The 26348-nt window shown below is 61.9% G+C and carries 25 protein-coding genes, 1 other RNA gene, 4 pseudogenes and 1 riboswitch; of the genes and pseudogenes, 15 read left to right on the top strand and 15 right to left on the bottom strand.

The features are described from left to right. From B0G76_RS39150 to B0G76_RS39140, 3 genes and pseudogenes are all read left to right on the top strand, one after another. Positions 1–487, top strand: a pseudogene (locus B0G76_RS39150) (cobalamin biosynthesis protein); the annotation flags it as partial. A 32-nt stretch (positions 488–519) separates the two neighbouring features. After that, positions 520–1521: pseudogene (gene cobD / locus B0G76_RS39145) on the top strand (threonine-phosphate decarboxylase CobD). After that, complete coding sequence (locus B0G76_RS39140; RefSeq protein ID WP_120297997.1) at positions 1518–2429, top strand: cobalamin-binding protein; 912 nt, start codon at positions 1518–1520, stop codon at positions 2427–2429. The pseudogene cobD and the gene B0G76_RS39140 overlap by 4 nt, the downstream one beginning before the upstream one ends. A gap of 36 nt (positions 2430–2465) precedes the next feature. Here B0G76_RS39140 and B0G76_RS39135 read toward each other — a convergent pair whose 3' ends face one another. From B0G76_RS39135 to B0G76_RS39105, 7 genes and pseudogenes are all read right to left on the bottom strand, one after another. Then, positions 2466–3881, bottom strand: coding sequence for a Fic family protein (locus B0G76_RS39135; RefSeq protein ID WP_120298112.1), 1416 nt, complete (start codon positions 3879–3881; stop codon positions 2466–2468). Positions 3882–4093: 212 nt separating this feature from the next. Continuing rightward, on the bottom strand, positions 4094–4684 hold the full coding sequence (gene cobC, locus B0G76_RS39130; RefSeq protein ID WP_120297996.1) for an alpha-ribazole phosphatase: 591 nt from the start codon (positions 4682–4684) through the stop codon (positions 4094–4096). Beyond that, positions 4669–5445, bottom strand: coding sequence for an adenosylcobinamide-GDP ribazoletransferase (locus tag B0G76_RS39125; protein ID WP_120297995.1), 777 nt, complete (start codon positions 5443–5445; stop codon positions 4669–4671). The genes cobC and B0G76_RS39125 overlap by 16 nt, the downstream gene beginning before the upstream one ends. 48 nt (positions 5446–5493) lie before the next feature. Continuing rightward, complete coding sequence (cobT, locus tag B0G76_RS39120) at positions 5494–6555, bottom strand: nicotinate-nucleotide--dimethylbenzimidazole phosphoribosyltransferase (RefSeq protein ID WP_120297994.1); 1062 nt, start codon at positions 6553–6555, stop codon at positions 5494–5496. Between the two features lie 36 nt (positions 6556–6591). Then, positions 6592–7431 carry an ABC transporter ATP-binding protein gene (locus B0G76_RS39115; RefSeq protein WP_120298111.1) on the bottom strand — a complete coding sequence of 280 codons (840 nt, stop codon included), beginning with the start codon at positions 7429–7431 and terminating at the stop codon, positions 6592–6594. Then, positions 7428–8462 carry a FecCD family ABC transporter permease gene (locus B0G76_RS39110; RefSeq protein WP_409076776.1) on the bottom strand — a complete coding sequence of 345 codons (1035 nt, stop codon included), beginning with the start codon at positions 8460–8462 and terminating at the stop codon, positions 7428–7430. The genes B0G76_RS39115 and B0G76_RS39110 overlap by 4 nt, the downstream gene beginning before the upstream one ends. A 171-nt stretch (positions 8463–8633) precedes the next feature. Beyond that, a pseudogene (locus B0G76_RS39105) lies at positions 8634–9047 on the bottom strand (TonB-dependent receptor); the annotation flags it as partial. Between the two features lie 120 nt (positions 9048–9167). Beyond that, a riboswitch (cobalamin riboswitch) is annotated at positions 9168–9423 on the bottom strand. Positions 9424–9630: 207 nt separating this feature from the next. On the opposite strand from B0G76_RS39105, the gene B0G76_RS39100 reads away from it, so the two are divergent. From B0G76_RS39100 to B0G76_RS39080, 5 genes are all read left to right on the top strand, one after another. Further along, positions 9631–9987: an ATPase gene (locus tag B0G76_RS39100; RefSeq protein ID WP_120297992.1), complete on the top strand. Its 357-nt coding sequence runs from the start codon at positions 9631–9633 to the stop codon at positions 9985–9987. Then, positions 9984–10298: a cell division protein ZapA gene (locus tag B0G76_RS39095; protein WP_120297991.1), complete on the top strand. Its 315-nt coding sequence runs from the start codon at positions 9984–9986 to the stop codon at positions 10296–10298. The genes B0G76_RS39100 and B0G76_RS39095 overlap by 4 nt, the downstream gene beginning before the upstream one ends. 110 nt (positions 10299–10408) lie before the next feature. Further along, positions 10409–10590, top strand: a non-coding RNA gene (gene ssrS / locus B0G76_RS39090) — 6S RNA. Positions 10591–10685: 95 nt separating this feature from the next. Next, positions 10686–11144, top strand: coding sequence for an EVE domain-containing protein (locus B0G76_RS39085; RefSeq protein WP_120297990.1), 459 nt, complete (start codon positions 10686–10688; stop codon positions 11142–11144). A gap of 196 nt (positions 11145–11340) precedes the next feature. After that, positions 11341–12072 (top strand): SIMPL domain-containing protein, encoded by a 732-nt coding sequence (locus B0G76_RS39080; protein WP_120297989.1) that lies wholly within the window; start codon positions 11341–11343, stop codon positions 12070–12072. Between the two features lie 125 nt (positions 12073–12197). Here B0G76_RS39080 and lgt read toward each other — a convergent pair whose 3' ends face one another. Further along, on the bottom strand, positions 12198–13103 hold the full coding sequence (gene lgt, locus B0G76_RS39075; protein WP_120297988.1) for a prolipoprotein diacylglyceryl transferase: 906 nt from the start codon (positions 13101–13103) through the stop codon (positions 12198–12200). A gap of 157 nt (positions 13104–13260) precedes the next feature. Continuing rightward, positions 13261–14223, bottom strand: coding sequence for a LysR family transcriptional regulator (locus tag B0G76_RS39070; protein WP_120297987.1), 963 nt, complete (start codon positions 14221–14223; stop codon positions 13261–13263). A gap of 215 nt (positions 14224–14438) precedes the next feature. Here B0G76_RS39070 and ilvD point away from each other — a divergent pair, with 215 nt between their 5' ends. Together ilvD and B0G76_RS39060 are read left to right on the top strand one after the other, a co-directional pair. Then, positions 14439–16112, top strand: coding sequence for a dihydroxy-acid dehydratase (ilvD, locus tag B0G76_RS39065; RefSeq protein WP_120297986.1), 1674 nt, complete (start codon positions 14439–14441; stop codon positions 16110–16112). A gap of 206 nt (positions 16113–16318) precedes the next feature. Beyond that, positions 16319–16660 (top strand): c-type cytochrome, encoded by a 342-nt coding sequence (locus B0G76_RS39060; protein ID WP_120297985.1) that lies wholly within the window; start codon positions 16319–16321, stop codon positions 16658–16660. A 90-nt stretch (positions 16661–16750) separates the two neighbouring features. Here B0G76_RS39060 and B0G76_RS39055 read toward each other — a convergent pair whose 3' ends face one another. The 3 genes from B0G76_RS39055 to B0G76_RS39045 all read right to left on the bottom strand — a co-directional run bounded on the left by B0G76_RS39055 (position 16751) and on the right by B0G76_RS39045 (position 19520). Further along, positions 16751–17431, bottom strand: coding sequence for a DUF2486 family protein (locus B0G76_RS39055; protein WP_120298110.1), 681 nt, complete (start codon positions 17429–17431; stop codon positions 16751–16753). Between the two features lie 93 nt (positions 17432–17524). Beyond that, the gene (locus B0G76_RS39050; RefSeq protein WP_120297984.1) at positions 17525–17941 is read right to left on the bottom strand and encodes a DNA polymerase III subunit chi; all 417 of its coding nucleotides are present in this window, start codon (positions 17939–17941) and stop codon (positions 17525–17527) included. A 52-nt stretch (positions 17942–17993) separates the two neighbouring features. Continuing rightward, positions 17994–19520 carry a leucyl aminopeptidase gene (locus B0G76_RS39045; RefSeq protein ID WP_120297983.1) on the bottom strand — a complete coding sequence of 509 codons (1527 nt, stop codon included), beginning with the start codon at positions 19518–19520 and terminating at the stop codon, positions 17994–17996. Between the two features lie 137 nt (positions 19521–19657). On the opposite strand from B0G76_RS39045, the gene lptF reads away from it, so the two are divergent. The 5 genes and pseudogenes from lptF (at position 19658) to B0G76_RS42655 (ending at position 23138) form a co-directional block, all read left to right on the top strand. Further along, positions 19658–20755 (top strand): LPS export ABC transporter permease LptF, encoded by a 1098-nt coding sequence (gene lptF / locus B0G76_RS39040; RefSeq protein ID WP_120297982.1) that lies wholly within the window; start codon positions 19658–19660, stop codon positions 20753–20755. A gap of 3 nt (positions 20756–20758) precedes the next feature. Next, on the top strand, positions 20759–21907 hold the full coding sequence (gene lptG / locus B0G76_RS39035; protein WP_120297981.1) for an LPS export ABC transporter permease LptG: 1149 nt from the start codon (positions 20759–20761) through the stop codon (positions 21905–21907). 11 nt (positions 21908–21918) lie between these two features. Then, positions 21919–22299 (top strand): sirohydrochlorin chelatase, encoded by a 381-nt coding sequence (locus B0G76_RS39030; RefSeq protein WP_120297980.1) that lies wholly within the window; start codon positions 21919–21921, stop codon positions 22297–22299. A gap of 180 nt (positions 22300–22479) precedes the next feature. Beyond that, positions 22480–22665: pseudogene (locus tag B0G76_RS39025) on the top strand (IS630 family transposase); the annotation flags it as partial. A 68-nt stretch (positions 22666–22733) separates the two neighbouring features. After that, positions 22734–23138: a hypothetical protein gene (locus B0G76_RS42655; RefSeq protein ID WP_147394150.1), complete on the top strand. Its 405-nt coding sequence runs from the start codon at positions 22734–22736 to the stop codon at positions 23136–23138. On the opposite strand, the gene cobA is transcribed toward B0G76_RS42655, so the two are convergent. Genes cobA through cysD form a run of 3 tightly spaced genes read right to left on the bottom strand, consistent with a single transcriptional unit; the run spans position 23135 to position 26239 of the window. After that, positions 23135–23887, bottom strand: a complete 753-nt coding sequence (gene cobA / locus B0G76_RS39020) for a uroporphyrinogen-III C-methyltransferase (protein WP_120298109.1) — start codon at positions 23885–23887, stop codon at positions 23135–23137. The two genes, B0G76_RS42655 and cobA, sit on opposite strands and share 4 nt — an antisense overlap. Positions 23888–23941: 54 nt before the next feature. Further along, positions 23942–25255 (bottom strand): sulfate adenylyltransferase subunit 1, encoded by a 1314-nt coding sequence (locus B0G76_RS39015; RefSeq protein ID WP_120297979.1) that lies wholly within the window; start codon positions 25253–25255, stop codon positions 23942–23944. Between the two features lie 21 nt (positions 25256–25276). Beyond that, positions 25277–26239, bottom strand: a complete 963-nt coding sequence (gene cysD / locus B0G76_RS39010; RefSeq protein ID WP_120297978.1) for a sulfate adenylyltransferase subunit CysD — start codon at positions 26237–26239, stop codon at positions 25277–25279. Positions 26240–26348 lie beyond the last annotated feature (109 nt).

The following is a 26348-nucleotide window of genomic DNA, read 5'->3' as shown; positions in this document are numbered from 1 at the left end:
ATCTTCGGCGCGCTATTCTGGTTCGCCATCGCGGGCGGTCCAGGCGCGCTAGGGTTCCGGTCTGGCCAACACGCTCGATGCCATGTGGGGCTACCGCACGCCACGCTATTTGCGCTTCGGCTGGGCCGCCGCTCGGCCTTGACGATGTGCTCAACTGGATTCCGCCGCGCCTCACCGCGGCAAGCTATGCCGTGCTCGGCGACACAACACGCACGGGCGCTGCGTTGCTGGCGCGAACAGGCGCCGCGTTGGGACAGTCCGAACGCCGGGCCGGTCATGGCGTCGGGCGCGGGCAGTCTGAAACGTGCTGATCGCGGCCCCGCGATGTATCACGGCGCGCTGGAACACAGGCCCGACGCTCCGGTTTCGGCCACCCGCGAAGGCCACCCATGTCACGCGGCGTTTGATGCTGGTTGAACGGACGGTCATCCTCTGGCTGGCGGTACTGATTGTGCTGGCCTTGCTGAGTGTGCCGTTTCATGGTTGATCGAATGGCGGGTCGCCACGCGTGATACCGGCATCACGCTCCACGACGTGGTCCACGGCGGCAATCTGCACGAAGCGGCAGAACCGTTACGGCATTCCGTACGCGCAATGGCTCGATCTTTCGACGGGTATCAATCCACACGGCTATCCGGTGCCGCCGGTTCCCACCGATGCCTGGCGCCGCCTGCCCGACGAGGGTGACGGTTTTGCCGCCTGTGCCGCGCGTTACTATGGCGCGCCCGGCGCTGCGTATGTGCTGCCCGTAGCAGGAAGCCAGGCAGCGATTCGCGCGCTACCCTCGCTGCTGCCCCGTGCCCAGGTCGGCATCGCGCCGCTCACGTATAGCGAATATGCGCCTGCGTTCGAGCGGACAGGACATGAAGTCGCGCCACTGGATACGTCGTGGGACACCTTGCCCGACGCGCTCATTCATGTGGTCGTCGTGAATCCTAACAATCCGACTGCGGAGTATCTGAGCACCGACAAAACTGCTGCACTGGCATGCGCAACTCGTCGCGCGCCGGTGGCACGCTGTTGATCGACGAGGCTTTCGCCGATGCGATGCCTTCGGCCTCGCTCGCGGCAAGCACCATCTCGATGGGCTGATCGTGTTGCGTTCGCCGGGAAAATTCTTTGGGCTCGCCGGTGTGCGCGCAGGTTTCGTACTCGCTGCGCCGGTTTTGCTCGAAGCATTGCGTCGCAAGCTCGGGGCGTGGACTGTCAGCGGCCCCGGCCCGACATGCGGTCAACGCCGCATTCGCAGACGAAGCGTGGCAACAGCAGATGCGTACGCGGCTCGATGCCGAAAGCGCCCGTCTGGTGAGTCTGTTGCAGGCACACGGTCTCGCCACACACAGCACGCCGCTCTTTGCGTGGACCGACGACGCGCGCGCCGCCGCGCTGCATGAAGCGTTAGCGCAACGCGGCGTGTGGACGCGGCTGTTCGCGGCATCGGGCAGCGTGCGCTTCGGGCTGCCTGCGAGCGACGCCGAATGGACGCGCTTCGAAGAGAGTTTGCGCGAGGCTGTTCGATGATTCGACTCTCGCGCTTCACCATCGTCGCGGCATTGTGCGCGAGCGTACTGCACGCGCACGCCTCCATTACCGTCACCGACGACACCGGCGCAACCGTCACTCTGCCCGCGCCCGCACAGCGCGTCATCAGTCTTGCGCCGCATGCCACCGAACTGCTGTATGCCGCGGGCGGTGGCGCGAAACTGGTCGGCGCCGTGTCCTACAGCGACTATCCGCCAGAAGCGAAGGAACTGCCGCGCGTTGGCGACAACAAGGCGCTCGACCTCGAACGGATCGTCGCATTGAAGCCCGATCTGATCGTCGTCTGGCGGCATGGCAATGCGCAGCGGCAACTCGATCGCCTGCGCGAAATGCATGTGCCGTTATTCTTCAGCGAGCCGCATCATCTCGACGACATTGCCGTGTCGCTGACGAAGCTCGGGCAATTGCTCGGCACTTCGCCGAGCGCCGACGCAGCGGCGGTGGCATACCGTCAGGACATCGCACGATTGCGCGCGCAATACACGAGCCGGCCGACTGTCAGTGTGTTCTATCAGGTGTGGGATCAACCGTTGATGACGCTCAACGGCGACCATATGGTCAGCGACGTAATTGCGTTATGCGGCGGACGCAATGTGTTTGCGAAACTCGAACCGCTGGTGCCGACCGTCTCCACCGAAGCGGTGCTCGCCGCGAATCCGGAAGCGATCTTCACCGCCGCACCTGGCGCGACGCATCCGGATACGCCCCTGCCGCAACTCGATACATGGCGTGCGTGGCCGAGCCTGAAGGCGGTGGCGAACAACAATCTATTTGCGATCGACGGCGATCTGATCAACCGGCCGGCGCCGCGTATTGCGCAAGGGGCGAAGCAGATGTGCGAAGACCTGGATCTCGCGCGCTCGCGAAGGAAAAGCGGCGCGCAGTGACGCCGCTGCGAAGGTTGTGAAGCGGGAAGTGCCGCGTTAGCGTGAGACGGCATCTGCCCGCTTGAACGGCCAGTGCTCGAATTCGGAAAGCCGCAACCGATAGCGCGCGACATTGCCCAGATACAGTTGATCGAGATCGGACTGGATCGCATCGACAAACGAAGATACATCGGCCGCGTCCACCCGATCCTGCGCAAACGTTTCGACCTCGCCGCGCGTGCCGACAAGGCCGGCGCGAATCACTTCCTGCACCACCTGTATCAACGCGTTGCGATACTTGAGACGGAACGCGTCCGGCTCGCCGATCGATTGCCGAATCGCCAGATAACGCTGACACGAGCGCTCGTACGCCCAGATAAAAACATCGCGCAACAACTCGACGCGATTGGTTTCGTACACGCCGAGCGTGCCGTCTACATAGGCTTTTTCGGGAACGTCGATGAACGACAGCGGACACAGATTCTGCCGGATCAGCGGGATATTCGCGGTCAAACGCGAGACCCGCTTGTTGACGTCTTCGAACGGCTGCAAATACGGCAGGTGCACCATGCCGAAGAAGGCCTGCTCGAAGGGATCGTCGATCTGGGCGGCCTTGTTCAGCACCGCCTCGAAGCACTCCGCGATCTGCTGCGGCACGGCGAGCGGAAAAAATACCGTGCCGCTGATCTCCACTTCGCGCGAGCGCAAACGGCCGCTGGAGAACGGGTCGGACATCAGGTTGTCGGAAAGAATCGCATGAAGGTTCAGTACGGTGAACCGGTTGAAGCCCACTTCGTCCGCGCTCTCGACGATCATTTCGATCGCGGCCTTGTGATTCAGGATCATCTGCGTTTCCTGGGCGTCCTTGCCTTCGGCAATGTGCCCTTGCTCGATCAGCCGTACTGTATCGAGCCGCGTGTACGTATTGCCCTCGAGCCGCGACGACGCCCACGACAAATCGATCAGAAGCCGGCTCATGATGTCGCGCGCGTAGGTACCGGCCGGCCGTATATCCGCCGACGTGCGCCCCCACTCATGCAGACGCACACGCTGCGCTTGCGATAAATACATGTCCTGATTCGGACGATAGCGTTCGAGAAACGCGCGGTTATAGCCGACCGGCCGGCGCTCGTGCAGCGGCCTGTTCACTTCCGTACGCACCTCGAGACCCGCACTCGATACGGGTACGTAGGCCTCACCCGAGGTGCTTGCACCAACGATAGCCTGTGCGGGTAAAACAGCCGCGCTGGAAGCGGCAACCTGCTTGTAGGCCACTGCGCGACCCGCGCCTTCCGAGATGATCCGGCCCGCTTCGAGCAATACGTCGAGGCGACGTTGCAGCGTACGGCGCTGCATGGGATGGCAACGCGTGGCAAGTGCCGATGCCAGCGCGCGTATGCTCCGCCCCTCGGCGCTTGCAGCAATAAGCTGCTCGATCAGATCCAATTCTTGCTTGATGCCATTGCTGTTCATGCGCGCCACCCCAAGGTCCATGTGTCGCGATAAATCTTAATCGCGACACTTTCCCTTGAAATTGTGACATAAAACGCGCTAATCGCGACACTATTCATGGCAAAATTTGTCACGATTTCCATTTTCGCGATATATCTTCTGAAAAAGTGTCACGAATAAAACTGGGACTAACGCAATTCAGGGGAGACGGCAAGCGCCAAACCCGGCCCCTCTCACGCATTCCACCTCACCAACGACCACTGCTGCGCCTCCCCCTCCCTGCGCAGCCAGACAATCCCGGTCATGTCCAACGACCAGCGCAGACAGCGTTCCAACGGCACGTCCAGCACCAGCGACGCGATCGCCCGCATGACCCCGGCATGCGTGACCACATAAGCCGGCGACAACTCACGCGTCTGCGCGAACGCGTCGAACCACGCCCGCACCCGTGCGACGAACTGCGCGACGCTTTCACCGCCATGCGCTCGCGCGTGGTCGAAGTTGGCCGCCCAGTCGTCGAGCAACTCACGATCGATCGCGTCCCAGCGCTGCTGCTCCCAATCTCCGAAGTTCATCTCCTTCAGACGATCGTCATAACCGAGCGCGCAGCCGAAATCGTTCGCCATCGCAGCGGCGAGCGCCGAGCAGCGCATCAACGGACTCGATATGAACACGCGCGGCGCCGGCACCTGCAACGTGGCGAGTTTCAATGCAAGCGCGGTCGAGGATACTTCCGCATCCTCGACAAGCGCGACGTCGCTCTGGCCGTAGCACACGCCCGCATCGAGCGCGACGGCGGGATGACGGATCAGTACGATATCCATGCAAGCCCCAGCAGATAGATGCTCAATTCAAGAATCTGTTGTGCGAAGCCCAGGCAATCGCCGGTGTAGCCACCAATACGTCGAACGAAGTAACGGCCCATCACAAACCGCAGCGCGGTGAGCACGGCGAAGGCCGCGCCTGCGAAGCGCCAATCCGGCAAACCGGGACCATTCGGCCAGAGCAGCAACGGCAAACCGAACACCGCTGAGCAGAGCAACGCGGAACCGCTCAAACGTTGCGCAACGGGTTTGGCTTTGCCTTCGGCGCGCGCATAATCGAGCGTCGCCAGATAGCTGATTGCGAATACGCGGCTCGCGGCATGCGCTGCAATCATCAGACTTGCGGCGCCCATCGGCGGCAATGCGGCGAGCGTTTGCCACTTCAGTGCTAGCGCGATCACGAGCGCGATGGCGCCGAAAGCACCGATGCGCGAATCATGCATGATGCGCAACACGTCCTCGCGCGTATAGGCGCCACCGAACGCATCGACGCAATCGGCAAGTCCGTCTTCGTGAAATGCGCCGGTGACCAGGAGCGACGCCGCCATTGACAGCAGAACCGCTACACCCGCTGGAAAGACATACAACGCCGCGAAATAAACCAGCGCGCTCAGTCCGCCGATCAACAAACCGACTAGCGGAAAATAACGCGCTGCCGCATTCAGATAGTGCGGCTCATAGCCGACCCAACGCGGCACCGGCACGCGCGTGAAATAGCCAAGCGCCGTGAAGAAATAGCGCAGCTCCGCGAGCGGGTTCATGAACGAGCCGGGTGCGCGCTTCTGAATGACCGCGCTTCGTATAGGAGATCAAGCATCGCGATTCGCCACACCGGCCGATTCGAAGCTCGCCATTTCGTTGACGAACGCCACCGCCGCGCGCAGCAGCGGCACCGCGAGTACCGCGCCCGTGCCCTCGCCGAGACGCATATCGAGCGCGAGCAACGGCAGCGCGCCGAAATGATCGAGCATGCGCCGATGCCCGGCCTCGTTCGACGCATGCGCGAACACGCAATACCCGCGCACGTTCGGTGCGAACGCGTCAGCCACCAGCAATGCCGACGTCGCGATGAACCCGTCGACGAGGATCGTCATACGCGCCTGGGCCGCGGCGAGATAGGCGCCCGTCATCATGGCGATTTCGAAGCCGCCGAAGGCGGCGAGCACGTTGAGCGGGTTGTTAGAAACAGCGTGATGCGCAAGTGCCGAGGCCAGTACGTTGCGCTTTTTCGCGAGCCCGGCATTGTCGAGACCCGTACCCCGCCCGACGCATTCGTCGATCGGCACACCGCACAGGCGGCTCATCAGGCACGCGGCCGACGACGTATTCGCAATGCCCATTTCACCGAAGCCGATCACATTGGTGCCGAGCGCCGCGTGATGTCGCACGCGAGCCGCGCCCGCTTGCATCGCGGCAAGCGCCTGTTCGTGCGTCATCGCGGGTTCGTGCGCGAAGTTGCGCGTGCCGGCCGCAACCGGAATATCGATGAGGCCTTCAGTGGACGGAAGGGGCGTCGCAATGCCCGAGTTGACCACTTCGAGTTCGACACCGGAGACGCGGCTCAAGGCATTGATCGCCGCGCCGCCCGCGAGAAAGTTCGCGACCATTTGCGCGGTCACGGCTTGCGGATAAGGACTCACGCCTTCATCGGCAATACCGTGGTCGCCGGCGAACACGATCATCGTCGGACGTTCGACCGTGGGGTGCGTCGTACGCTGGATCAACCCCATCTGGCGCGCGAGCGTCTCGAGCCGCCCAAGACTGCCGGGCGGCTTGGTCTTGGTATCGATGATGTGTTGCAGTTCGGCACGCAGCGTTTGATCGAGCGGTTCGACTTCGGTCAATCCCGGCAAACCTGGCAAAGAAGTCATAGACGTTTCTAAAAGAGAGGGTGTTTGATGAAGCGCCTAGCCTGCCGGTGTGTCATCGGCCGCAGGCGATTCGTGACGCGAGCGCGGCGCGGGAATCAACGCCTCATGCTCGCCGTCGCGAATCAGAATCAACGGGTAGCCGAACGCGCGACTCGTCAGCGTGGGCGTCAGCACATCGTGCACCGGTCCGGCATATGCGCCGCCGTTGCCGTCGAGCAGCAGCGCATGCGTCGCGAAGCGGCGCGCGAGGTTCAAATCGTGGCACGAAAACATCACTGTACGCCGAGGCTCGTGCGTCCAGGCAGTCAGCGCCTCCAGGCAGTCGATCTGGTGGTGCAGGTCCAGATGCGAGAGCGGTTCGTCGAGCAGCAACAACGGCGCCTCCTGGCACAGTACCGCCGCCAGCGCCACGCGTTGACGTTCGCCGCCCGAGAGCGATAGCACGTCGCGCGCAGCAAATACGGCGAGGCCCAAACCGTCCAGCGCGGCATGCGCGGCAGCACGATCGGCCTCGCCCTCCCACCCCCAGCCGGTCAGATGCGGAAAGCGGTTCAGCATCACAATGTCGAGCACGCTCGCGCTGAAAGCGTCCGCTGCGCTTTGCGGCATCAGCGCGCGACGCTGTGCAAGCGGCAATGGCTGCCAGTCGGCAAGACGCACGCCGTCGAGTTCGACATGGCCCGCCGACGGTTGCGCCAGACCAGCGAGCGTCGATAACAAGGTCGTCTTGCCTGCGCCGTTCGGTCCGGCGATACACCAGATCTCGCCTGCGTAGAACGTATGCGTAAATGCGTCGAGCAAGGTACGCGTGCCCGCGCGCAAGGTCAGGCGTTGCGCGCTGAGCGCCGCATGCGGTGCGTTGTGTGCGTTCATCATCGGCGCCTGCGCAACAGCATCCACAGAAACACCGGCACGCCGACGATCGACGTGATCACGCCGACCGGCAATTGCGCCGGCGCAATCACGGTCCGTGCGATCAGGTCCGCGCCCATCACCGCGACACCACCGCCGAGCGCCGCGGCCGGCAGCAGCATGCGTTGATCGTTGCCGAACGCGAGCCGCAACATATGCGGCACCACGAGGCCGACAAAACCGACCGTGCCTGCCGTCGTCACCGCAGCAGCAGCGGCGAGTGACGCCACAAGATACACGCGCAAGCGCAGCGGCATCACGGCGACGCCAAGCGCCTGCGCAGCGGCGTCGCCTCGCAGCAGCACGTTCAGACGCGGCGCAGTGGGCACGATCGCCACGAGTACAACGACGAGCGCCGCGAGCGCCGCCCATGGCATCGTGCCGCCGTTCAGATCGCCGGTTAGCCAGAACAGCATGCCGCGCAGCCGGTTGTCCGGCGCGAGGTTGAGCAGCAACGTAATGACAGCGCCCCAACCGGCCGCGATCACCGCGCCGGTCAACAGCAAACGCGGCGACGTATCCTGCGGCTCGCCGCGCCACAACTCGCGGCGTGCGAGGCCGAGCACCAGCAGGATCGACACGAAGGCGCCGGCGAACGCGCTGGCGTCGACGATCCACCACGCGCAACCGGCGATCATCGCGACCAGCGCGAACGTCGCCGCGCCGCCCGACACACCTAATACGTAGGGTTCGGCCAACGGGTTGCGCAACAGCACTTGCAGCAACGCACCGGCGAGCGCAAGCAACGCGCCGCACGCGAAGCCGGCCAGCGCACGCGGCAACCGCAGCCTGCGCACGATCTCACCCGCAAGATCGGCGGACTCAACATGCGCCGCGTGCGACGGCAGCAGCGCCGCCATCACGCGGCCGGGTGCGAGCGACACGCTGCCGAGCGCAAGCGACGCCATCAGCACAGCCAGTGCGATTCCCGCGAGCGCGAGCCAGATCGCGGCCGCGCGCTTCGCGCTCATCACACGCATCATGGTCGTGGGCATCGGACTCGAGCCGCGGTTCATCGACGCGTTCTCATGCAGGGACGTTCGTCACTGCTGCTGCAACCAACCGTGACATACACACCGCGCCGCGGCGAGTTATACGAGTAGACCGTTTCATAGTCCTTGTTCAACAGGTTCTGGATCTGCGCGGCGACGTACCACGCCTTCGTGATCGTCGAAGCTCGGCGCGCGGAACGAATCCGAATAGCTTGCAGTCGCCTTCCAGTGCCCGGTGATGTCGAAGCCGTAGCCAAGATAGTAACTGTTCGCCCCGCCGAAATCGGAATACTGATCGCGCCGAACGTTGGCCTGAATCTGGTTGCGTGCGAAGCGCCCCGTATAACCGACAAAGCCCGAATCCATGTGCCGGTCGGGCGCCGCGAACGTATCCGAGTCGAGGCTCTGCTGCGTCTGCGTGTGATCGCTGCCGCAGCCCACTGAAAAATTGAAGCGCGACGGATGGTCGCCGCCGTCTTTCGTGAAGACCTGTACCACGCCGCCAATTGCACCGCAGCCGTATAACGCGGACACGTTGCCGTTTTCCACTTCGACGTGATCGATCTGGTCGAGCGGAATCTGCGCGACCAACGCCGCGCGCGCGATGGGGGACAGCATGGGATGACATTCCTGTGGATAGCATGCGCGGCCCGCTTCCCCGCGGGCCGACGCGTAACGAGGCACCCGCGCTGTTTTACGTTTGCGTGCGGACGAGCCTCTCCCTCTGGCCGGTATCCGGGCTGACGACACATCGATCCCGCCTTCCCACGCGTGACGCGCAGTGGCACACTCGCGTGTTCAGCTTCAAACACGCGATCGGGATCGACCTGCATGACGAATGCGGTCGCTTACCGTTGCGGGGGCAGCGCAGGTTCGCGCGTTCAGGCGAGGCGCGCCCTGCTTCCCGTTTAACTGCACGCACTGTGGAAAAGTGCGCGCGGGCACCAGAGTGCGTGCAGTTTAGGAGCGGCATTCGGGTCCGTCAAGAATGGTTAATCCGTGCGCAATCTGTTCTGTTAAGTGCAGGTTATTGTCCGATGCGCGGCTTGCTTTTCATCATATGGTCGATAAAAGCCTGCACATTGCGATGTTGTTACGTCTCGAAACGAGACAATTGTCGGAACCTGCGACATTCCGCGCTAAAATGCAATGTCTTTAGAGGACGCAGCAGATGCTCACCGAACTCGAATCACTTTCACAGAATATCGGCAAGCTGATTGCGATCAGCCAACGCCACAATGAAGCGCGGCTCGCGCTCGAAAATCTGCTCGCCCAAACGCGTGCGGAAGCAGAGGCCACGCGCACCGAGCTCGACTTGATGCGCGAGGAGCGCGATGCACTTCAAGCGGAACGCGACGCGCTGTCGGCCAAGATCGACGACGCACAGGTACGCCTGAATGCGATCCTCGAAAAGTTGCCGCGGGCCCGCGCGCACAACGAGCCGGACAATCAGCTCGATCTGCTCGAGGCCGCCCCGCATGAGGTCGAAGCGGAGAGCGACGTCACCCGCCATGGAGAAAATGCATGACCACCAAGCAGATCGAAGTATCGATTCTCGGCGTGCCCTATCGCCTCGCCTGCTCGCCGGAAACTGAAGGCGCGCTGCTTGAAGCGGTGGCACGTGTCGACGCCGAGATGTCGAAGATCCGCAATAGCAGCAACGTGCGCGGCACGGATCGCATTGCCGTCATGGCTGCGCTGTCGCTGGCATCGGAACTGCTTAAGCTGCAAACGAGCGTGCGACACGGAGAAGCATTTCCCGCAGAAGAAATCCGGCGTACAATGCACCAAATGAACGAACAACTGGGCACTGTGATTCAGCAGTACAGCACGCAGTAAGTACCCAGCTGTCTCGAACAATCTCAAGTGGCCGGTCCTGAGATCGGCTGCGAATTCAAGCGTAATGCATGAGCCAAGACTCATGCAAACGATTGAGTTCAATCGGTTTGACCTCCCTGCCTGGTTCGCCAAGGTCATATATTCCTTGAACCAATGCCATGTGCACGGTTGTGGAAATTTGTAGCACGGGTGTGCGCGTCACTCTGTCTGATGTACCCGAAGTGCTGCTAACTGCGACCAATTCTGAACCCCCGGTTCAGGATGCCGGCCTAGCGGCTAAGGCGGGGACCTTCTTCAAGACGGCATCGGACTTCGGTTCGGTGCCGTTTTTCTTTGGGCCTCGATTTTTCTTCTGTATTCTCAAACCTTTAACGTTCTCTTCGATTCATGCGCTACTGGCTAATGAAGTCCGAACCGGACGAAGCAAGCATCGACCATCTCGCCCAGGCACCGCAACACACGTTGCCGTGGACTGGCGTGCGCAACTATCAGGCACGCAATTTCATGCGCGACATGATGCAGGTCGGCGACGGCGTGCTGTTCTATCACTCGAGTTGCCCCGCGCCGGGCATCGCCGGGCTCGCGGAGGTATCGTCCACCGCCTATCCGGACCCGACCCAGTTCGACAAGAAAAGCCCCTACTACGACGCGAAATCGACGCAGGAAACGCCGCGCTGGCTACTCGTCGACGTGGTGTTCAAGAAGAAGATTCCGTTGATTCCGCTCGCCGCGCTGCGCGAGCATGAAGAATTGAAGGACATGCGCGTGCTCGTCAAAGGCAATCGCCTGTCGATCACGCCGGTGACCGAAGCCGAATGGCGCTTCATCACCAAACGTCTTGTTTGACGTTGCCTACGGACATGTGGAGCGTTGTTGCTTGAGTTATGCTCAAATCCGCGCGCGGATGAAGGCAAACGTTGAGCAAACGTCAAATTAGGGAACCAAGCCCAGGTTACAAGCGCCTAACGGACTCGCAAACGTTGTGCCATTGCATAACGTTCGCTCCAATCGTGCACAACCTGTTCTAGCAAGGAGTCCAAGAATGACGAAAAACACCGCACGTGCACTCGCTCTCGCTCTCGTATGCGTCGCCCCTGCCGCGCTCGCGCTGACGCCGGCCATGGCCCGCGCACAAGACGCGGCGCATTATCAGCCGGCGGGCGTGCTGTCGCTGAATGCACAGGCCAGCGCTGAAGTGCCGCAAGACGTCGTCGACATCACGCTGTTCTACGAGCAGGAAGCGAGCGATCCGTCCGCGCTCACCGCCACGCTGAATCAGCGCGCCGATGCGGCGCTGCAAAAAGCCAAGAGCGTGAGCGGCGTCACGGCGCGCACCGGTTCCTTCTCGATCTTCCCGTCTACGGATCGTGACGGCCGCATTTCCGCATGGCGCGGCCGTACGGAAGTCGTGCTCGAATCGCACGACTTCGCCGCGGCGTCGAAACTCGCGGGCCAGATGGCATCGATCATGCAGGTCGGCAACGTGCAGTTCTCGTTATCGCCTGAAGCGCAGCGCGCCGCGGAGCAGAAGCTCACCGGCGAAGCCATCAAGTCGTTCCGCGAGCAGGCCGCTTCGTCGGCGCAGGCGTTCGGCTATAACAGCTATTCGATTCGTGAAGTCAACGTCGGGCACAACGGTGTCATGCCGCGTCCGATGATGATGATGAGCGCGCGCGCCATGGGCGCCGATGCCAAGGCATCCGCGCCGGTGCCGATCGAAGGCGGTACGTCGACCGTGACGGTCAACGTGTCGGGCTCGGTGCAGATGAAGTAACGTGGCTAATGCTTGAATTACCGCTAGCCTGAAGTACGGCAGGCGTGAAGTACCGCTGTAAAGGAAAAAGCCACGGCATGCCGTGGCTTTTTTCATTGGCTGACCACTACGATAAAACGTAGCGCTCAGTTCGCGCCGACCGCGTGCGACGATTGACGCCGCGCACGGCGATAGGACCACACCAGCATGCCGATGCCCGCGAGAATCATTGGCAGCGAGAGCCATTGGCCCATTGAGAGGCCCATTGCGAGCAACCCAAGGAAGTCGTCCGGCTCACGTGCGAATTCCACCGTGAAACGCGCGAGGCCGTAGCCGATCAGGAACACCGCGGAAATCGCGCCCATCGGCTTGGGTTTGCGCGAGAAGAAGATCAGCACGAAAAACAGCGCCACGCCTTCCAGCGCAATTTCATACAACTCCGACGGATGACGCGGCAGCATGTGATATTGCGCGAACACTTCGTTCAGATGCCATTGCGCGGCCAGTTGCGGATGTGCAGCAAGCCAGGTGGCGTCGTCCGGCGCTGCACCTGGAAACAGCATCGCCCACGGCGCCGACGGATCGGTCACACGGCCCCACAACTCGCCATTGATGAAGTTGCCGAGACGCCCGGCCGCGAGCCCGGTTGGCACCATTGGCGCAACGAAATCGGTGACTTGCAGCCACGAGCGTTTGCGCTGGAACGCGAACAGCACCATTGCCAGCGTCACGCCGAGGAAGCCGCCGTGAAACGACATGCCGCCTTCCCACACCTTGAATATGTCGAGCGGATGCGCGAAGTAAAAACTCGCCTTATAGAACAGCACATAGCCGAGCCGGCCGCCGAGAATCGTTCCGAGCACGCCGTAAAACAGCATGTCGTCGATATCTTTAACGGTCCAGCCTTGCGCGGCGACGTACGGCAAACGCAGCCGCAGCCGGCCGACGACGATCGCCGCGATAAACGCAACGAGGTACATCAGTCCATACCAGCGCACTGCGAGCGGCCCCAGATGAATGGCAACGGGGTCGAAATTCGGGTGAATGAGCATCGTGTTGTTATGGGCAGTTCAGGTTCAGAAGCGGATTTCTAGTCGGTTTTCATCATGTAGCAGCCGGCGGTTTGCACACCATGCGGCGCATGCATTGGACGGTTCGATTTGCAATGCGTTCGCGGCGGTGTCAAGACTCGACATGCCGTGCAACGTATTACGCCGCGACGGTGGCCGCATGCGCTCGCACGATCTCGATGAAGCCGGCCAACACCGGGCTCACCTCCGCCGTGCGCCAGACCAGCCCCGTCTCGATCGCCGGCACCGATTCGGAGAGCGGCCGGTACACGACGCCGGTGCGGCGAAGGTTACGCAACGATTGCGGCACCAGTGCGACGCCCATGCCGGCCGACACGAGACTCACGATCGTCTGCATCTGAATCGCCTCCTGGCCGACCCGGGGCGCAAGGCCTGCGACGCCGTAGCAATCCATAATGATGTCATAAAAGCCTGGCGCCAAACGTCTTGGGAAGATCACGAGCGGTTCGTCGGCGACGTCGCGCAGGCTGATCGGCATGTCCAGCCACTCGGCATGCGGGTTAGCATTCGACCCCGCGGCGCTGCTCACGCGCGCCGCCATTTCCGTCGACATCGCGATCACCAGCGGCTCGCGGGCGATCGGCAGCCACGAGAGCTGGGTGGCATGGCGCGACGGCAGCGGCGCGATCACGAGACCCGCATCGATGCGCCCGGCCACCAGTTCGTCGACCTGCACGTCGCTGGTGGCTTCGGTCAGTTCGAGACGCACCCGCGGGTGGCTTGCGCCAAAATCGCGCAGCAACAGCGGCAAAAGTCCGTAATCGGCTGTCGAGACGAAGGCCAGCGAGAGCACCCCCGCCTCGCCTCGCGCGAGGCTTTGCGCCAGCGGCCGTAGGCCCTCGGCGCCCGCCAGCAGGCGCTGAACCTCCGGCAACAGATCGGCGCCCACCGGCGTGAGTTCGACCGAGCGCTTGGTGCGCGCGAACAACTCGACGCCAAGTGTTTCCTCCAGCGCCCGAATCGCTTGCGACAACGGCGGCTGCGTCATGGAAAGGCGCGCGGCCGCGCGCCCGAAGTGTTTTTCTTCGGCGACGGTCACGAAATAGCGCAACTGGCGCAGGTCAGGAATGGCAGGCAACATGATTAATACATTTTACGACCTAATCGAGCCTGAATAATATATTGGACACGCGCTTCGCAAAACTGCATCCTTGCGCGACGCGTCGGAACTACACTGAACTGACGCGCCGGCCGAACCCGCCGGCAACGCATTGGCAGCGTAGGCGCGGCCCCTGCGGCAACACCCGAGCCCCGAACACGCAGCACAGATCAAAACAAAACAGATTGGAGTTCCCCATGGCATACAACCGTCGTTCGAAGAACATCACGCAAGGCGTGGCGCGCTCACCGAACCGCTCGATGTACTACGCACTCGGCTACGAAAAGGCTGACTTCGACAAGCCGATGATCGGCATCGCCAACGGCCACTCGACCATCACGCCGTGCAACGCCGGCCTGCAGCGTCTGGCTGACGCGGCGGTCGCCGCGGTCAAGGGCGCCGATGCGAATCCGCAGATCTTCGGTACGCCGACGATCTCGGACGGCATGTCGATGGGCACCGAGGGCATGAAGTACTCGCTCGTGTCGCGCGAAGTCATCTCCGACTGTATCGAGACGTGCGTGCAGGGCCAGTGGATGGACGGCGTGGTCGTGATCGGCGGCTGCGACAAGAACATGCCGGGCGGCATGATCGGCATGCTGCGCACCAACGTGCCGAGCATCTACGTGTACGGCGGCACGATCCGTCCGGGCAACTGGAAGGGCACCGATCTGACCATCGTGTCGTCGTTCGAAGCCGTGGGCGAATTCACGGCCGGCCGGATGTCGCAGGAAGATTTTGAAGGGGTCGAGAAGAACGCATGCCCGTCCACGGGCTCGTGCGGCGGCATGTACACCGCCAACACGATGAGCTCGTCGTTCGAAGCTCTGGGCATGTCGCTGCTGTATTCGTCGACGATGGCGAACCCCGATCAGGAAAAGGTCGACTCGGCAGCCGAATCGGCACGCGTGCTGGTCGAAGCGGTCAAGAAGGATCTGAAGCCGCGCGACATCGTCACGAAGAAGGCGATCGAAAACGCCGTGGCCGTTCTGATGGCGACCGGCGGCTCGACCAACGCAGTGCTGCACTTCCTGGCGATCGCGCATGCGGCCGAAGTGGAATGGACCATCGAAGACTTCGAGCGCATGCGCAAGAAAGTGCCGGTGATCTGCAACCTGAAGCCGTCGGGCCAGTTCGTCGCGACCGATCTGCACAAGGCGGGCGGCATTCCGCAAGTCATGAAGATTCTGCTCGACGCAGGCCTGCTGCACGGCGATTGCATGACGATCACCGGCAAGACGATCGCCGAAGAACTGAAGGACGTGCCGAGCAAGCCGCGCGCCGACCAACAGGTGATCTTCCCGATCGAACAGGCGCTGTACAAGGAAGGCCACCTCGCGATCCTGAAGGGCAACCTGGCGGTTGACGGCGCGGTCGCCAAGATCACCGGCCTGAAGAATCCGGTCATCACCGGCCCGGCCCGCGTGTTCGACGACGAGCAAAGCGCGCTGGAAGCCATTCTGGCCGACAAGATCGTCGCCGGCGACGTGGTGGTGTTGCGCTACCTCGGTCCGAAGGGCGGCCCCGGCATGCCGGAAATGCTCGCGCCTACGTCCGCGATCATCGGCAAGGGTCTCGGCGAAACCGTCGGCCTGATCACCGACGGCCGCTTCTCGGGCGGCACGTGGGGCATGGTGGTCGGTCACGTCGCGCCGGAAGCGTTCGTGGGCGGCACGATCGCGTTCGTGCAGGAAGGCGACTCGATCACGATCGACGCGCACAAGCTGTTGCTGCAACTGAACGTCGACGACGCCGAGATCGAACGCCGCCGCGCCGCATGGCAAGCACCGAAGCCGCGCTACACGCGTGGCGTGCTGGCGAAGTACTCCGCGCTCGCGCTGCCGGCCAACAAGGGCGCGGTGACGGGCTAAGCGCGCATTGAACACGCGCTGAGCAGGCGCTGATTCGCCGCGGTTCTTCCGGGCGAATCGGAAGCACTGCTCGACGTGACATACGCTGCAGAAGCTACAAAAATTAGCTACGCAAAAACGCAAAGGGGCGCACGGAAAACCGTGCGCCCCTTTCCTTTTATAATGCGTGCACCACGAGTCGGGCACCTGCACCGACGGAGACCATAATGAAATCAATGTCGTATGCAGCGCTTGCGGCCGTCGGCGTGCTGAGCGCTTCGTTTAGCGCCAGCAGTTCGGCCGCGCAAGCGGAGGCCCCCGTCGGCCTCGCGCTTGCCCAGCAGCAGAACTGCATGAGCTGCCACGCGGTGTCGCGTCCATTCATGGGACCGGCGCTGCATGACGTCGCCGCGAAATATGCCGGCCGCGACGATGCCGCCACCTATCTGAAACACAAGATTCTGGATGGCAGCACCGGCGTGTGGGGGAAGGTGCCGATGCCCGCGAATACGCAACTCACGCCCGATCAGGCGGCTATGCTGGCGAGCTGGGTAATGACGCTCAAATGATTGAGGCCGGAAAGAAACTCGAATGAACGCGGCTGGCTGAAAGCGGCAAGCGCACCCGGATAAAGGTGCACCCCCTGCTTTCTGCTGTGCTCAGGCGCTGCCCGAGCGCCGCGCCATCTCCTGATCAACCGCTTCCCTTACCCAGCCGGTCAATTCGGTCTCCAGCGCCAGCGCCACTTCGCGCGTGATCTGGTTGACGAGCCACGAAGTGTGATCCTGCAACGCTTCGCGGCAACGTGCTTCGATGATGCCACGCCCCTCGCCCGTCAGAAAACCCGCGAACCGTCCACGCAGACGTTCGGCGATGACATCCGCATCGAGAGTCGGCTGCGGCCGCGCATGGGCCTCGCGATCGATATCCGGCGGCACGATCGCGCCCGCCTCGATCGGCGCATGCGGTTCAGCGCGATCGAACACGCCCGCTGACGGCGCCACGGCAGGCTGATGGCCGTGCCGGTGGTGATCACCAGCGTGGTGCGCCCTCGATCGTTTTTTCGGATGAGCGGGTTCTTCCGGATGTGCCTGCTCTGACGCATGCGCGGGCTCCGGCGCAAGCGTCGGCTCCTTTTGCGCGGGCGCGGATTCTGGCGCAGGCGCTGGCTCGTGCCTGGTTTGCGGCGCGAAAACCGGTTCTCGCGCGGCCTCGGGATCAGGCACCGGCTGCGTAGCGGGCGCCGTTTCGCCACCCGTCGCATGACGCGCCTGAGCGGGATTGCCCTGCACGAGAACCTCGTGCAGAACCGGGATCGAGTTATCGTTAGGGTCGGACACGCGCACTCTCCGTGTTTGGGTCCAAGCTGAAGCAGGCCGCGCGCGCGTCGAATCCGTACGACAAAACACCACGCGACGCGGGCAAAATGAGACCTAGCTGCCTTGCTTGTAGTTGTTCAAAGCATAGCCGCGATCGCGATAGAAACGATAGCGTTCACGGCCCGCCGCGAGTTCCTCGTGTGCGTTACCGACCACTTCCAGCAATCTTTCGAAGCGCGCGAATTGCGCCGGCACCGTGGCGCCAAGATTGAGCAGCACCTGATGGTGCGGCACATCATCGAGGTTGGACGCCAGCACGATCGGCGTTTGCGCAGCAAGCGGCGAACCCGCCATGCAGTGCGGCACGAAGTCGAGCGGCGAGAACGTCCACAACAGTTCGTCGAACGCCCGCAGGCGCTCGGGCTCGGCCAGCACGATGGTGGGCTGGCCCGCCTGATACGCCTTGCGGATCAGGCGGCACGCATACAGCAACGAATCGCCGACGTTCGAGTGAAAATCGATTCTCGTCATCGGCGGCTCCGTTTTGCGTCTGCCGCGACACCTGCAACCTTACTGCAATGCGTCATTGTGGAGCGCGACCGTCCGCGGCCCTATCGATCAGGAACTGCGCGAGCAAGGGCACCGGGCGGCCGGTCGCGCCCTTCGCCTGGCCGCTCTTCCATGCGGTGCCGGCGATGTCCAGGTGCGCCCACGGATACGCTTCGGTGAAGCGCGACAGGAAGCACGCCGCCGTCACGCTGCCTGCCGGACGGCCGCCGATGTTCGCGAGATCCGCGAAGTTCGACTTGAGCTGATCCTGATACTCGTCGTCGAGCGGCATGCGCCAGGCCGGATCGGACGCTTCACGCGACGCATCCAGCAACTCGCCCGCCAGCGCGTCGTCTTTCGAGAACAGACCGCTGTTGTGATGACCCAGCGCGATGATGCAGGCGCCCGTGAGCGTGGCGATGTCGATCACCGCTGCCGGCTTGAAACGCTCGGCATAGGTCAGCGCGTCGCACAGGATCAGCCGGCCTTCGGCGTCCGTGTTCAGCACTTCGATCGTCAGGCCCTTCATGCTGGTGACGATGTCGCCCGGCTTGGTGGCCGTGGCCGACGGCATGTTCTCCACAGCCGGGATAATGCCGACCACGTTGATTTTCAGGCCCATTTCGGCGACGGCGCGCAACGTGCCCAGCACCGAACCGGCGCCGCACATGTCGTACTTCATCTCGTCCATGCCCTCGCCCGGCTTGAGCGAAATGCCGCCGGTGTCGAACGTGACGCCCTTACCGACCAGCACCACCGGCGCGGCTTTCGCGGCGCCGCCGTGGTACTGCAGCACGATGAACTGGGCCGGTTCGACCGAGCCCGCCGTGACCGACAGGAACGAGCCCATCTTGAGCGCCTCGCACTGTTTCTCGCCGAGCACCTCGACCTTCAGCTTCCAGTCTTTGGCGAGCTTCTTCGCGGTGTTGGCAAGGTAGGTCGGCGTGCAGACGTTGCTCGGCAGGTTGCCGAGGTCGCGCGTCAGATCCATGCCGTTGGCGAGCGCCGCGCCCTGCTTGGCCGCGAGCTTGGTGGCCTTCTCGTCGCCGGTATTGACGCTGAACACGATGCGCTTCAAGGCGCGCGCCGCGTTGTCCGGCTTGCTCTTCATCTGCGTGAACTTGTAGGTCAGCTCGCGCAGCGCGAGGATCGCGGCGCGCACGCCCCAATCGGTCGAGCGTTCGAGGATCGGCAGTTGGGCGAGCGTGAACGTCACCTGGACGATCTTGGTGCCGAGCAATGCGCGCCAGGCGGCCCGCACGGCTTCGCCGTAGGCTTTCTGGCTGAAAGCATCCTGCTTGCCGAGTCCGACCAGCAGCACGCGCGAAGCGCCGATGCCTGAGACTTCGTGCAGGAACAGCGTGGTGCCGGCCTTGCCGTCCATGTCGCCGGCCTTGATGATGCGGGTCAGGAGGCCCTTGGTGGCCGCGTCGATCTCAAGGGCCGCGCCCGAGAGTGTTTGCGACTCGAACACGCCGATTACGATGCAATCGGATTTCCCGGTCAGGAAACCGTTTGACGAGCCTTTGGTCCAATCACAGGCTTTTATGCTAAAGTCCATCGCGCTTGTCCTCGGATAAAATCTGGGCTTAGGATGAAAGCCGCAATTATCCGCTATTTTTCCCGCGGCGGCTGCACCGGAGGCGTGAAGGGAAACAACCCGCGCGTCACTGAGAGCGCCCCCTCTCATCATCAATAATGATCTTCGAACGCTCCCTCCAGCGCGAACTCGCGTATACGGCTGGTGCCGTGTTCATGGTTCTCCTCACGCTCGTGCTGACGACGATGATGATCCGCATCGTCGGCCTCGCCGCCTCGGGCGAGATCGATCCGCGCGACGTGCTGGTCCTGATCGGCCTGACCGTGATCGGCTACCTGGCCATCATGCTCGTCGCGACCCTGTTCGTGTCGATTCTGTTCGTCCTGACCCGCTGGTACAAAGACTCCGAAATGGTCGTCTGGCTCGCCTCGGGTGTCAGTCTGACCCGCTTCATCAAGCCGATCGGTATTTTCGCCACGCCGATCATCATTCTCATCATGTTCTTCGTGTTCGTCGGCTGGCCGTGGTCGAACCAGCAGAGCAAGCTGCTGCGCGCGCGCTTCCAGCAACGCGACGAAGTCTCGCTGCTGGCACCGGGCCAGTTCCGCGAATCGGCGGCCAGCCACCGGGTGTTTTTCATCGAGAAGATGTCGCCCGACCAGGCACGCGTCGAGAACGTGTTTGTGACCAGCACGGAAAACGGCAAGCTCAATGTTGTGGTGTCGAAAACCGGCCACACCGAAACACACAAGAACGGTGACCGCTTCGTCGTGCTGGAAAACGGCCGCCGCTATGACGGCGAACCGGGGCACCCCGATTTCCGCATCATGGAGTTCGAGCGCTACGGCGTGAAGATCCAGAGCCAGCCGGTCGTCAATACGCCGACTACTACCGGCTTGTCCACGTCCACGCTCCTGCGCAACCCGACCAACGACAACCTCGCCGAATTCGCGTGGCGCGCGGGCCTGCCACTGATTGCGATTAACCTCATGCTGCTGGCGATTCCGCTTGCGCATCAAAACCCGCGGCGCAGCCGCACGATCAATCTGGTGATGGCCGTCCTGATCTATCTAACCTATTCGAATCTGTTGAACGTGGTCCAGGCGTGGATCGAGCAAGGCAGGATATCGTTCGCAATTGGACTGGTTGGCCTGCACATTATCGTGGCAGCGATCGTCGTGTTCATCTTCTGGCTACGCGTGCGCAACCGGCCGCTGTTCACGCGGGCGATGTTCAGCCGTTCGCAGGGGGCCTGAGCGATGCGCATCTATGAAAAATACTTCGCGCGTCAGATCTATCTCACGTTCATCTTTATTCTGTTCGCGTTCTCGGGTCTGTTCTTCTTCTTCGACCTGATCAACGAGCTGAACTCCGTCGGCCACGGTAACTACAAGCTCCAGTACGCGGTGCTGCGCGTCGCGCTGCAAACGCCGTCGCGCTTCTACGAAATCATTCCGGTTGCCGCGTTGATCAGCGCGATCTATGTGTTCGCGCAGATGGCGGCGAACTCCGAGTACACGATTTTTCGCGTGTCCGGCCTCGCCACCAATCAGGCGCTGCGCTCGCTCATGAAGATCGGCATTCCGCTGGTGTTCCTGACTTATATCATCGGCGAAGTGGTCGGTCCGTACACGGATCAGTTGTCGGAACGCGTGCGGCTTGAAGCGCTGGGGTCGTCGGTATCGAGCAACTTCGAATCGGGCGTGTGGGTGAAGGACACGCTCACCGCGCGCGCGGACGGCGAACAGGTAACGCGCTTCGTGAATGTCGGCGAATTGAAGCCGGACGCAACGATCAGCAACGTGCGGATTTACGAATTCGATTCGAAGTTCCGTTTGTCCAACGTGCGGATTGCGAAGAGCGGCACGTATCAGCCGCCGGGTCACTGGCAGTTGACTGATGTGACGGACACGCAATTGATCGACGTGCCCCCTCCTCCCGGCACACCGGCCGATGCGTTGAATCCGGTGTATCGCGCGAAGCAGGTGACGGTGCCCGAGTATTCGCTGCGGTCGGAATTGACGCCGCAGATTCTGTCGGTGTTGTTGGTGTCGCCCGACCGGATGTCGATGTTCAACCTGCTCCGCTACATCCAGCATTTGACCGAGAATCATCAGGACACGCAGCGGTATGAAATTGCGCTGTGGCGCAAGCTGCTGTATCCGTTTGCGGTGTTCGTGATGCTGGTGCTGTCGTTGCCGTTTGCGTATCTGCATACGCGCGCCGGCGTGGTCGGTGTGAAGGTTTTTGGCGGGATTATGCTGGGGATGAGTTTCCAGCTGTTCAACACGCTGTTCTCGCATATCGGCACGTTGAATACGTGGCCTGCGCCGTTGACTGCGGCTACGCCTGGGCTCGTTTATCTGGTGCTTGGGCTGGTCGGGTTGAAGTGGGTTGATCGCCATTAGGAGCCTGTGTCATGGCTACGCATGGGATGGTGTTGTTTGGGCATGGCGCGAGGGATGTGCGCTGGCGCGAGCCGTTTGAGAGGCTTGCTGAGAAGTTGCGGGTTGCCCGTGGTTCTGATGCTGGCGCTGGGCCGGTTTTGCTGGCTTTTCTTGAGTTGATGGAGCCGGATTTGCCTACTGCTGTGGATTCTCTGGTCTCCGACGGGTGTTCTGTTGTGACGGTTGTGCCTGTTTTTTTTGGGCAAGGTGGGCATATCAGGAAGGATTTGCCTGCGCTCGTCGAGCGGTGTCGTGGGTTGTATCCTTCTGTTGAGATTAAGTGTGCTGTTGCGGTTGGTGAGGATGAAGGTGTGTTGGACGCTGTTGTTGAGTATTGCCTTCGGCAGGGTTGATTTGTTTTTTTGCCTTTGGCGGCGGCATTGGTTGTGTGCCTGCGGTGTTGGCCTCTTCTTCTCTTCTTAGCCTGCGCGGCGCTTATTTTCTGTGTGCTTGCTGTGTTGGCCTTTCCTTGTTTTCTTAGTGGTCTATTAGCGTCGCCCCTGTGCGGGGCGGCACTTTTCTTTGCCTGCGGTCTATCGGAAAACCAACTACGGCGCTCTGCATTTTCCTCGGTGCCCGACCTGGTGAGCACCATCGAACAGTACGTCGAGAAGCACAACCGTGATCCGAAACCGTTCATCTGGACGGCAAAGGCTTCCGATATCCTGGCGAAAGTCACGCGTGCCAGGAAGAAGCTGAATAAGATGCAATCCGTTTGACGCAGACCACTAGCGGCAGCTAGTGCCCCCTGACGCCGGAATCAGCCGTTGGATCAAATGAAGTCACAATGAGCCTGACGATATCTGGCAGTTTGCCGGATTTCCTCAAAGCATCGGCGACAACACGCGGTTCGAAGAAGGCACGCCAAGCGTCAGCAACAACGCACGGTTTGATGAAGTACCGCGTCGGCGCGCGCAGCGCCGCCGGAAGTATGAGTGCCTTGTCACCAGGGCTGAATGTGCGAGGGCACAGATTCCAGATGCACCACTACCGTGGCTGCGCGGGGGACCCGCTTATGGGCTGGCGGTGTGAGCCGCTTTCTTTTGCCTACTTTTCTTTGCGGCAGGCAAAGAAAAGTAGGTGTGCCGCCCCGCACAGGGGCGACGCTAATAAACCAATAAGAAATCAAGGAAAGGCCAACACCGGAGGCAAACAACCAAAAACGACTGCCAAAGGCAAAAACCAAACCTAAGCCGCGACTAAAAGCCCATCCGCGGAGCGGACAACCTGCTGCCGAGCAGCAAAGGCCTCCCCGATCATCAGAAGACTAGGCTGCGAAACATCAAGCCACTGCTGAGCCTCACCGCAGGCAAGTTCAGAAAGCGTGAGAGTGAGCATCCGCTCACGAGGCGTACTACAGGCTTCGACAATCGCAACGGGAGTCGCGCTATCCCGCCCAGCCTCAATCAACTGTTGAGCGATCTCAGGCCCACTATCCCGCCCCATGTAAAACACGAGCGAATCAGCATTCACCTGCTCGCGAATCGCCTCAGTATCAGCCGCCCGGCTATGCGTAGCCAACGCAACACTACGAGACACACCGCGAAGCGTCAACGATCGCTTCAGGGAAGCCGCACTAGCCAGCGCAGCCGTAATCCCGGGCACCACCTCATACTCGATGCCCGCAGCCTCAAGCGCACGCATCTCCTCATCGGCACGCCCAAACAACATCGGATCGCCACCCTTCAGACGCACCACCACGTCATGCTCCAAAGCCGCATCGACGATCTGCTTGTTGATGAACTGCTGCGCAGTGGAAAGCTGCCCGCACCGCTTGCCCACAGCAATCCGCCGCGCACGTGAAGGCGCATAGTCCAACATCGCAGGCTCGACAAGCGCATCGTGCAACACGACATCAGCCGTACCCAGCAGCCGCGCCCCACGTACCGTGATGAGGTCCGCGGCACCTGGCCCTGCTCCGATCAGATAAACCTTACCCATGTCCTTTAACCTGTTCGTTAGGGTGCCCGCGGTACACAACTACGCTTCGCTCGCTTACGCCGAAAACGCCCGGATCATCCCGGCTGCAACCGTGTGATGCGTCGCTTCATCGATCAGCACGAATGCGCCCGTGCCCTGATGCGAGTCGTACACGTCGCACACCAACGGCTTTTGCAAGGTCAGCGCCACGCGGCCGATATCGTTCATCGCCAGCTCCTTGCGATCGGTTGCCTGCGACAGCGTATGCACATCGAGCACTTCCTTGATCGAACCGATCCGCGCGAACACCGTGTTGGTGGTCTGCTTCAACAGATACTTGCGTTGCGTCGACAGCGGCGTGTCGTCGAACCAGCACAGATCGGCTTCCAGCTTCTTCGCCGGCTCCGGTGCCGCTTCACGCAGCACGAAGGTATCGCCACGCGACACGTCGACGTCTTCGGCCAGACGGATCGTCACGGTTTGACCGGCAAACGCACGGTCCACCGCCGCGGTACCGCCCGTTACCGGCGCGATGATCTCGGCAACCGTCGCTTCGCGGTTTGCCGGCAACACGACGATGGTATCGCCGACCTTCACCTCACCCGCCTCGACACGGCCCATGTAGCCGCGGAAGTCGTCAGCCTGGCTGCCGTCCTGACGCGCCACCCATTGCACCGGAAAACGCAGCGCCTGACCCGTCGGAATATCGACCGGCAAGGCTTCGAGCAAATCGAGCAGCGGCTCGCCTGCGTACCACGGCATGCTTTCGCTAGCCGTCACGATGTTGTCGCCCTTCAGCGCCGACACCGGCACGAAGCGCACGTCGTTCAGACCCAGTTGACGCGCGAGCTCGACATACGCATCGCGAATCTCGTTGAAGCGCGTTTCGCTATAGTCGACGAGGTCCATCTTGTTGATCGCGACAATCGCGTGCTGCAGCCCGAGCAGCTTCACGATCGCGCTATGACGCTTGGTTTGCGGCAGCAGTTGAGCGACGCCGTCTACGAAGGTCACGCGCGTTGCATCGACCAGAATGATCGCTGCGTGCGCCGTCGATGCACCCGTCACCATGTTGCGCGTGTACTGCTCGTGGCCCGGCGTGTCGGCGATGATGAACTTGCGCTTGGCCGTAGCGAAATAGCGGTAAGCAACGTCGATCGTGATGCCCTGCTCGCGTTCGGCTTCGAGGCCGTCGGTCAGCAGCGACAGATCGATTTCGTCGCCCACGGTACGCTTATTCTTTGCGCGCGACAGTGCCGAGAGCTGGTCGCTCAAAACCGCCTTGCTGTCGTACAGCAGGCGGCCGATCAACGTGCTCTTGCCGTCGTCGACGCTGCCCGCAGTGATAAATCGCAGCACGCCGAGGTCTTCTGGTTGACGAATACTCATGATTGCATTGTCCCGGTGTGCTTAGAAATAACCTTGTTTCTTACGCTGTTCCATCGCGGCTTCGGAGACCTGATCGTCCATCCGCGTGGCGCCCCGTTCCGTGATTTCGGTTACGGCCGTTTCGGCGATGATCTTCTCGAGATCGTCGGCATCGCTTTCCACCGGGCACGTGCAGCTGATATCGCCGACGGTGCGGAAACGCACCAGCGCGGTTTCGCTGGTTTCGCCTTCGTGCATCGGCGTGAGCGGCGTGACCGGTACGAGCAGGCCGTTGCGGCGCACGATCTCGCGCTGATGCGCGTAATAGATCGACGGCAGTTCAAGCTGTTCGCGAGCGATGTATTGCCACACGTCGAGTTCGGTCCAGTTCGAGATCGGGAACACGCGCAGGTGTTCGCCGTTGTGCAGACGCGCGTTGTACAGGCTCCACAGTTCCGGGCGCTGCGCCTTGGGATCCCATTGGCCGAATTCGTCGCGGAACGAGAAGATCCGTTCTTTTGCACGGGCCTTTTCTTCGTCACGGCGCGCGCCGCCAATCAGTGCGGTGTACTCATGTTCCGCGATCGTTTCGAGCAGCGTCACGGCTTGCGCGGCGTTGCGCGAATCCAGTTCGCGGCGCAGACGCACCGTGCCGCGCTTGATCGAATCTTCGACGTGGCCCACCACCAGTTCGGCGCCAATCTCTTTCGCGCGGCGATCGCGGAAGTCGATCACTTCGTCGTAGTTGTGGCCGGTGTCGATATGGACGAGCGGGAACGGCAGCACGGTCTTGCGATTCGCGCCAATGCCGAAGGCCTTCAGCGCGAGGTGCAGCACCACCACCGAATCCTTGCCGCCCGAGAACAGCAGCGCAGGCTTGCTGCATTCGGCGACCAGTTCGCGCAGGATATGAATCGATTCGGCTTCGAGCCAATCGAGGTGATCCATCCGGTTCGCGGTGTTGGCAAGCGGTGCATTCACAGTGGATTCGAGCGTGGTGCTCATGTTTGGGTCCTTCGTTGATTCGCGTCGCAAGCGGTTGCCTGCTTCGCGGAAGTATTCAAATCGGTATGTGCGGCGTTCAGATCAGAAACCAAGGCCCGAATCGCCCTAA

Origin of the sequence: Paraburkholderia sp. BL23I1N1 (assembly GCF_003610295.1) — a bacterium.
Classification (GTDB): Bacteria; Pseudomonadota; Gammaproteobacteria; order Burkholderiales; family Burkholderiaceae; genus Paraburkholderia.
This window is presented reverse-complemented; position numbering and strand designations above follow the sequence as displayed.

Bases quoted from the DNA above. Each gene is read 5' to 3' on its own strand.
- B0G76_RS39140 (WP_120297997.1), top strand. From the start codon at position 1,518: ATGATTCGACTCTCGCGCTTCACCATCGTCGCGGCATTGTGCGCGAGC.
- B0G76_RS39135 (WP_120298112.1), bottom strand. From the start codon at position 3,881: ATGAACAGCAATGGCATCAAGCAAGAATTGGATCTGATCGAGCAGCTT.
- cobC (WP_120297996.1), bottom strand. From the start codon at position 4,684: ATGGATATCGTACTGATCCGTCATCCCGCCGTCGCGCTCGATGCGGGC.
- B0G76_RS39125 (WP_120297995.1), bottom strand. From the start codon at position 5,445: ATGAACCCGCTCGCGGAGCTGCGCTATTTCTTCACGGCGCTTGGCTAT.
- cobT (WP_120297994.1), bottom strand. From the start codon at position 6,555: ATGACTTCTTTGCCAGGTTTGCCGGGATTGACCGAAGTCGAACCGCTC.
- B0G76_RS39115 (WP_120298111.1), bottom strand. From the start codon at position 7,431: ATGATGAACGCACACAACGCACCGCATGCGGCGCTCAGCGCGCAACGC.
- B0G76_RS39110 (WP_409076776.1), bottom strand. From the start codon at position 8,462: ATGCCCACGACCATGATGCGTGTGATGAGCGCGAAGCGCGCGGCCGCG.
- B0G76_RS39100 (WP_120297992.1), top strand. From the start codon at position 9,631: ATGCTCACCGAACTCGAATCACTTTCACAGAATATCGGCAAGCTGATT.
- B0G76_RS39095 (WP_120297991.1), top strand. From the start codon at position 9,984: ATGACCACCAAGCAGATCGAAGTATCGATTCTCGGCGTGCCCTATCGC.
- B0G76_RS39085 (WP_120297990.1), top strand. From the start codon at position 10,686: ATGCGCTACTGGCTAATGAAGTCCGAACCGGACGAAGCAAGCATCGAC.
- B0G76_RS39080 (WP_120297989.1), top strand. From the start codon at position 11,341: ATGACGAAAAACACCGCACGTGCACTCGCTCTCGCTCTCGTATGCGTC.
- lgt (WP_120297988.1), bottom strand. From the start codon at position 13,103: ATGCTCATTCACCCGAATTTCGACCCCGTTGCCATTCATCTGGGGCCG.
- B0G76_RS39070 (WP_120297987.1), bottom strand. From the start codon at position 14,223: ATGTTGCCTGCCATTCCTGACCTGCGCCAGTTGCGCTATTTCGTGACC.
- ilvD (WP_120297986.1), top strand. From the start codon at position 14,439: ATGGCATACAACCGTCGTTCGAAGAACATCACGCAAGGCGTGGCGCGC.
- B0G76_RS39060 (WP_120297985.1), top strand. From the start codon at position 16,319: ATGAAATCAATGTCGTATGCAGCGCTTGCGGCCGTCGGCGTGCTGAGC.
- B0G76_RS39050 (WP_120297984.1), bottom strand. From the start codon at position 17,941: ATGACGAGAATCGATTTTCACTCGAACGTCGGCGATTCGTTGCTGTAT.
- B0G76_RS39045 (WP_120297983.1), bottom strand. From the start codon at position 19,520: ATGGACTTTAGCATAAAAGCCTGTGATTGGACCAAAGGCTCGTCAAAC.
- lptF (WP_120297982.1), top strand. From the start codon at position 19,658: ATGATCTTCGAACGCTCCCTCCAGCGCGAACTCGCGTATACGGCTGGT.
- lptG (WP_120297981.1), top strand. From the start codon at position 20,759: ATGCGCATCTATGAAAAATACTTCGCGCGTCAGATCTATCTCACGTTC.
- B0G76_RS39030 (WP_120297980.1), top strand. From the start codon at position 21,919: ATGGCTACGCATGGGATGGTGTTGTTTGGGCATGGCGCGAGGGATGTG.
- B0G76_RS42655 (WP_147394150.1), top strand. From the start codon at position 22,734: ATGAGCCTGACGATATCTGGCAGTTTGCCGGATTTCCTCAAAGCATCG.
- cobA (WP_120298109.1), bottom strand. From the start codon at position 23,887: ATGGGTAAGGTTTATCTGATCGGAGCAGGGCCAGGTGCCGCGGACCTC.
- B0G76_RS39015 (WP_120297979.1), bottom strand. From the start codon at position 25,255: ATGAGTATTCGTCAACCAGAAGACCTCGGCGTGCTGCGATTTATCACT.
- cysD (WP_120297978.1), bottom strand. From the start codon at position 26,239: ATGAGCACCACGCTCGAATCCACTGTGAATGCACCGCTTGCCAACACC.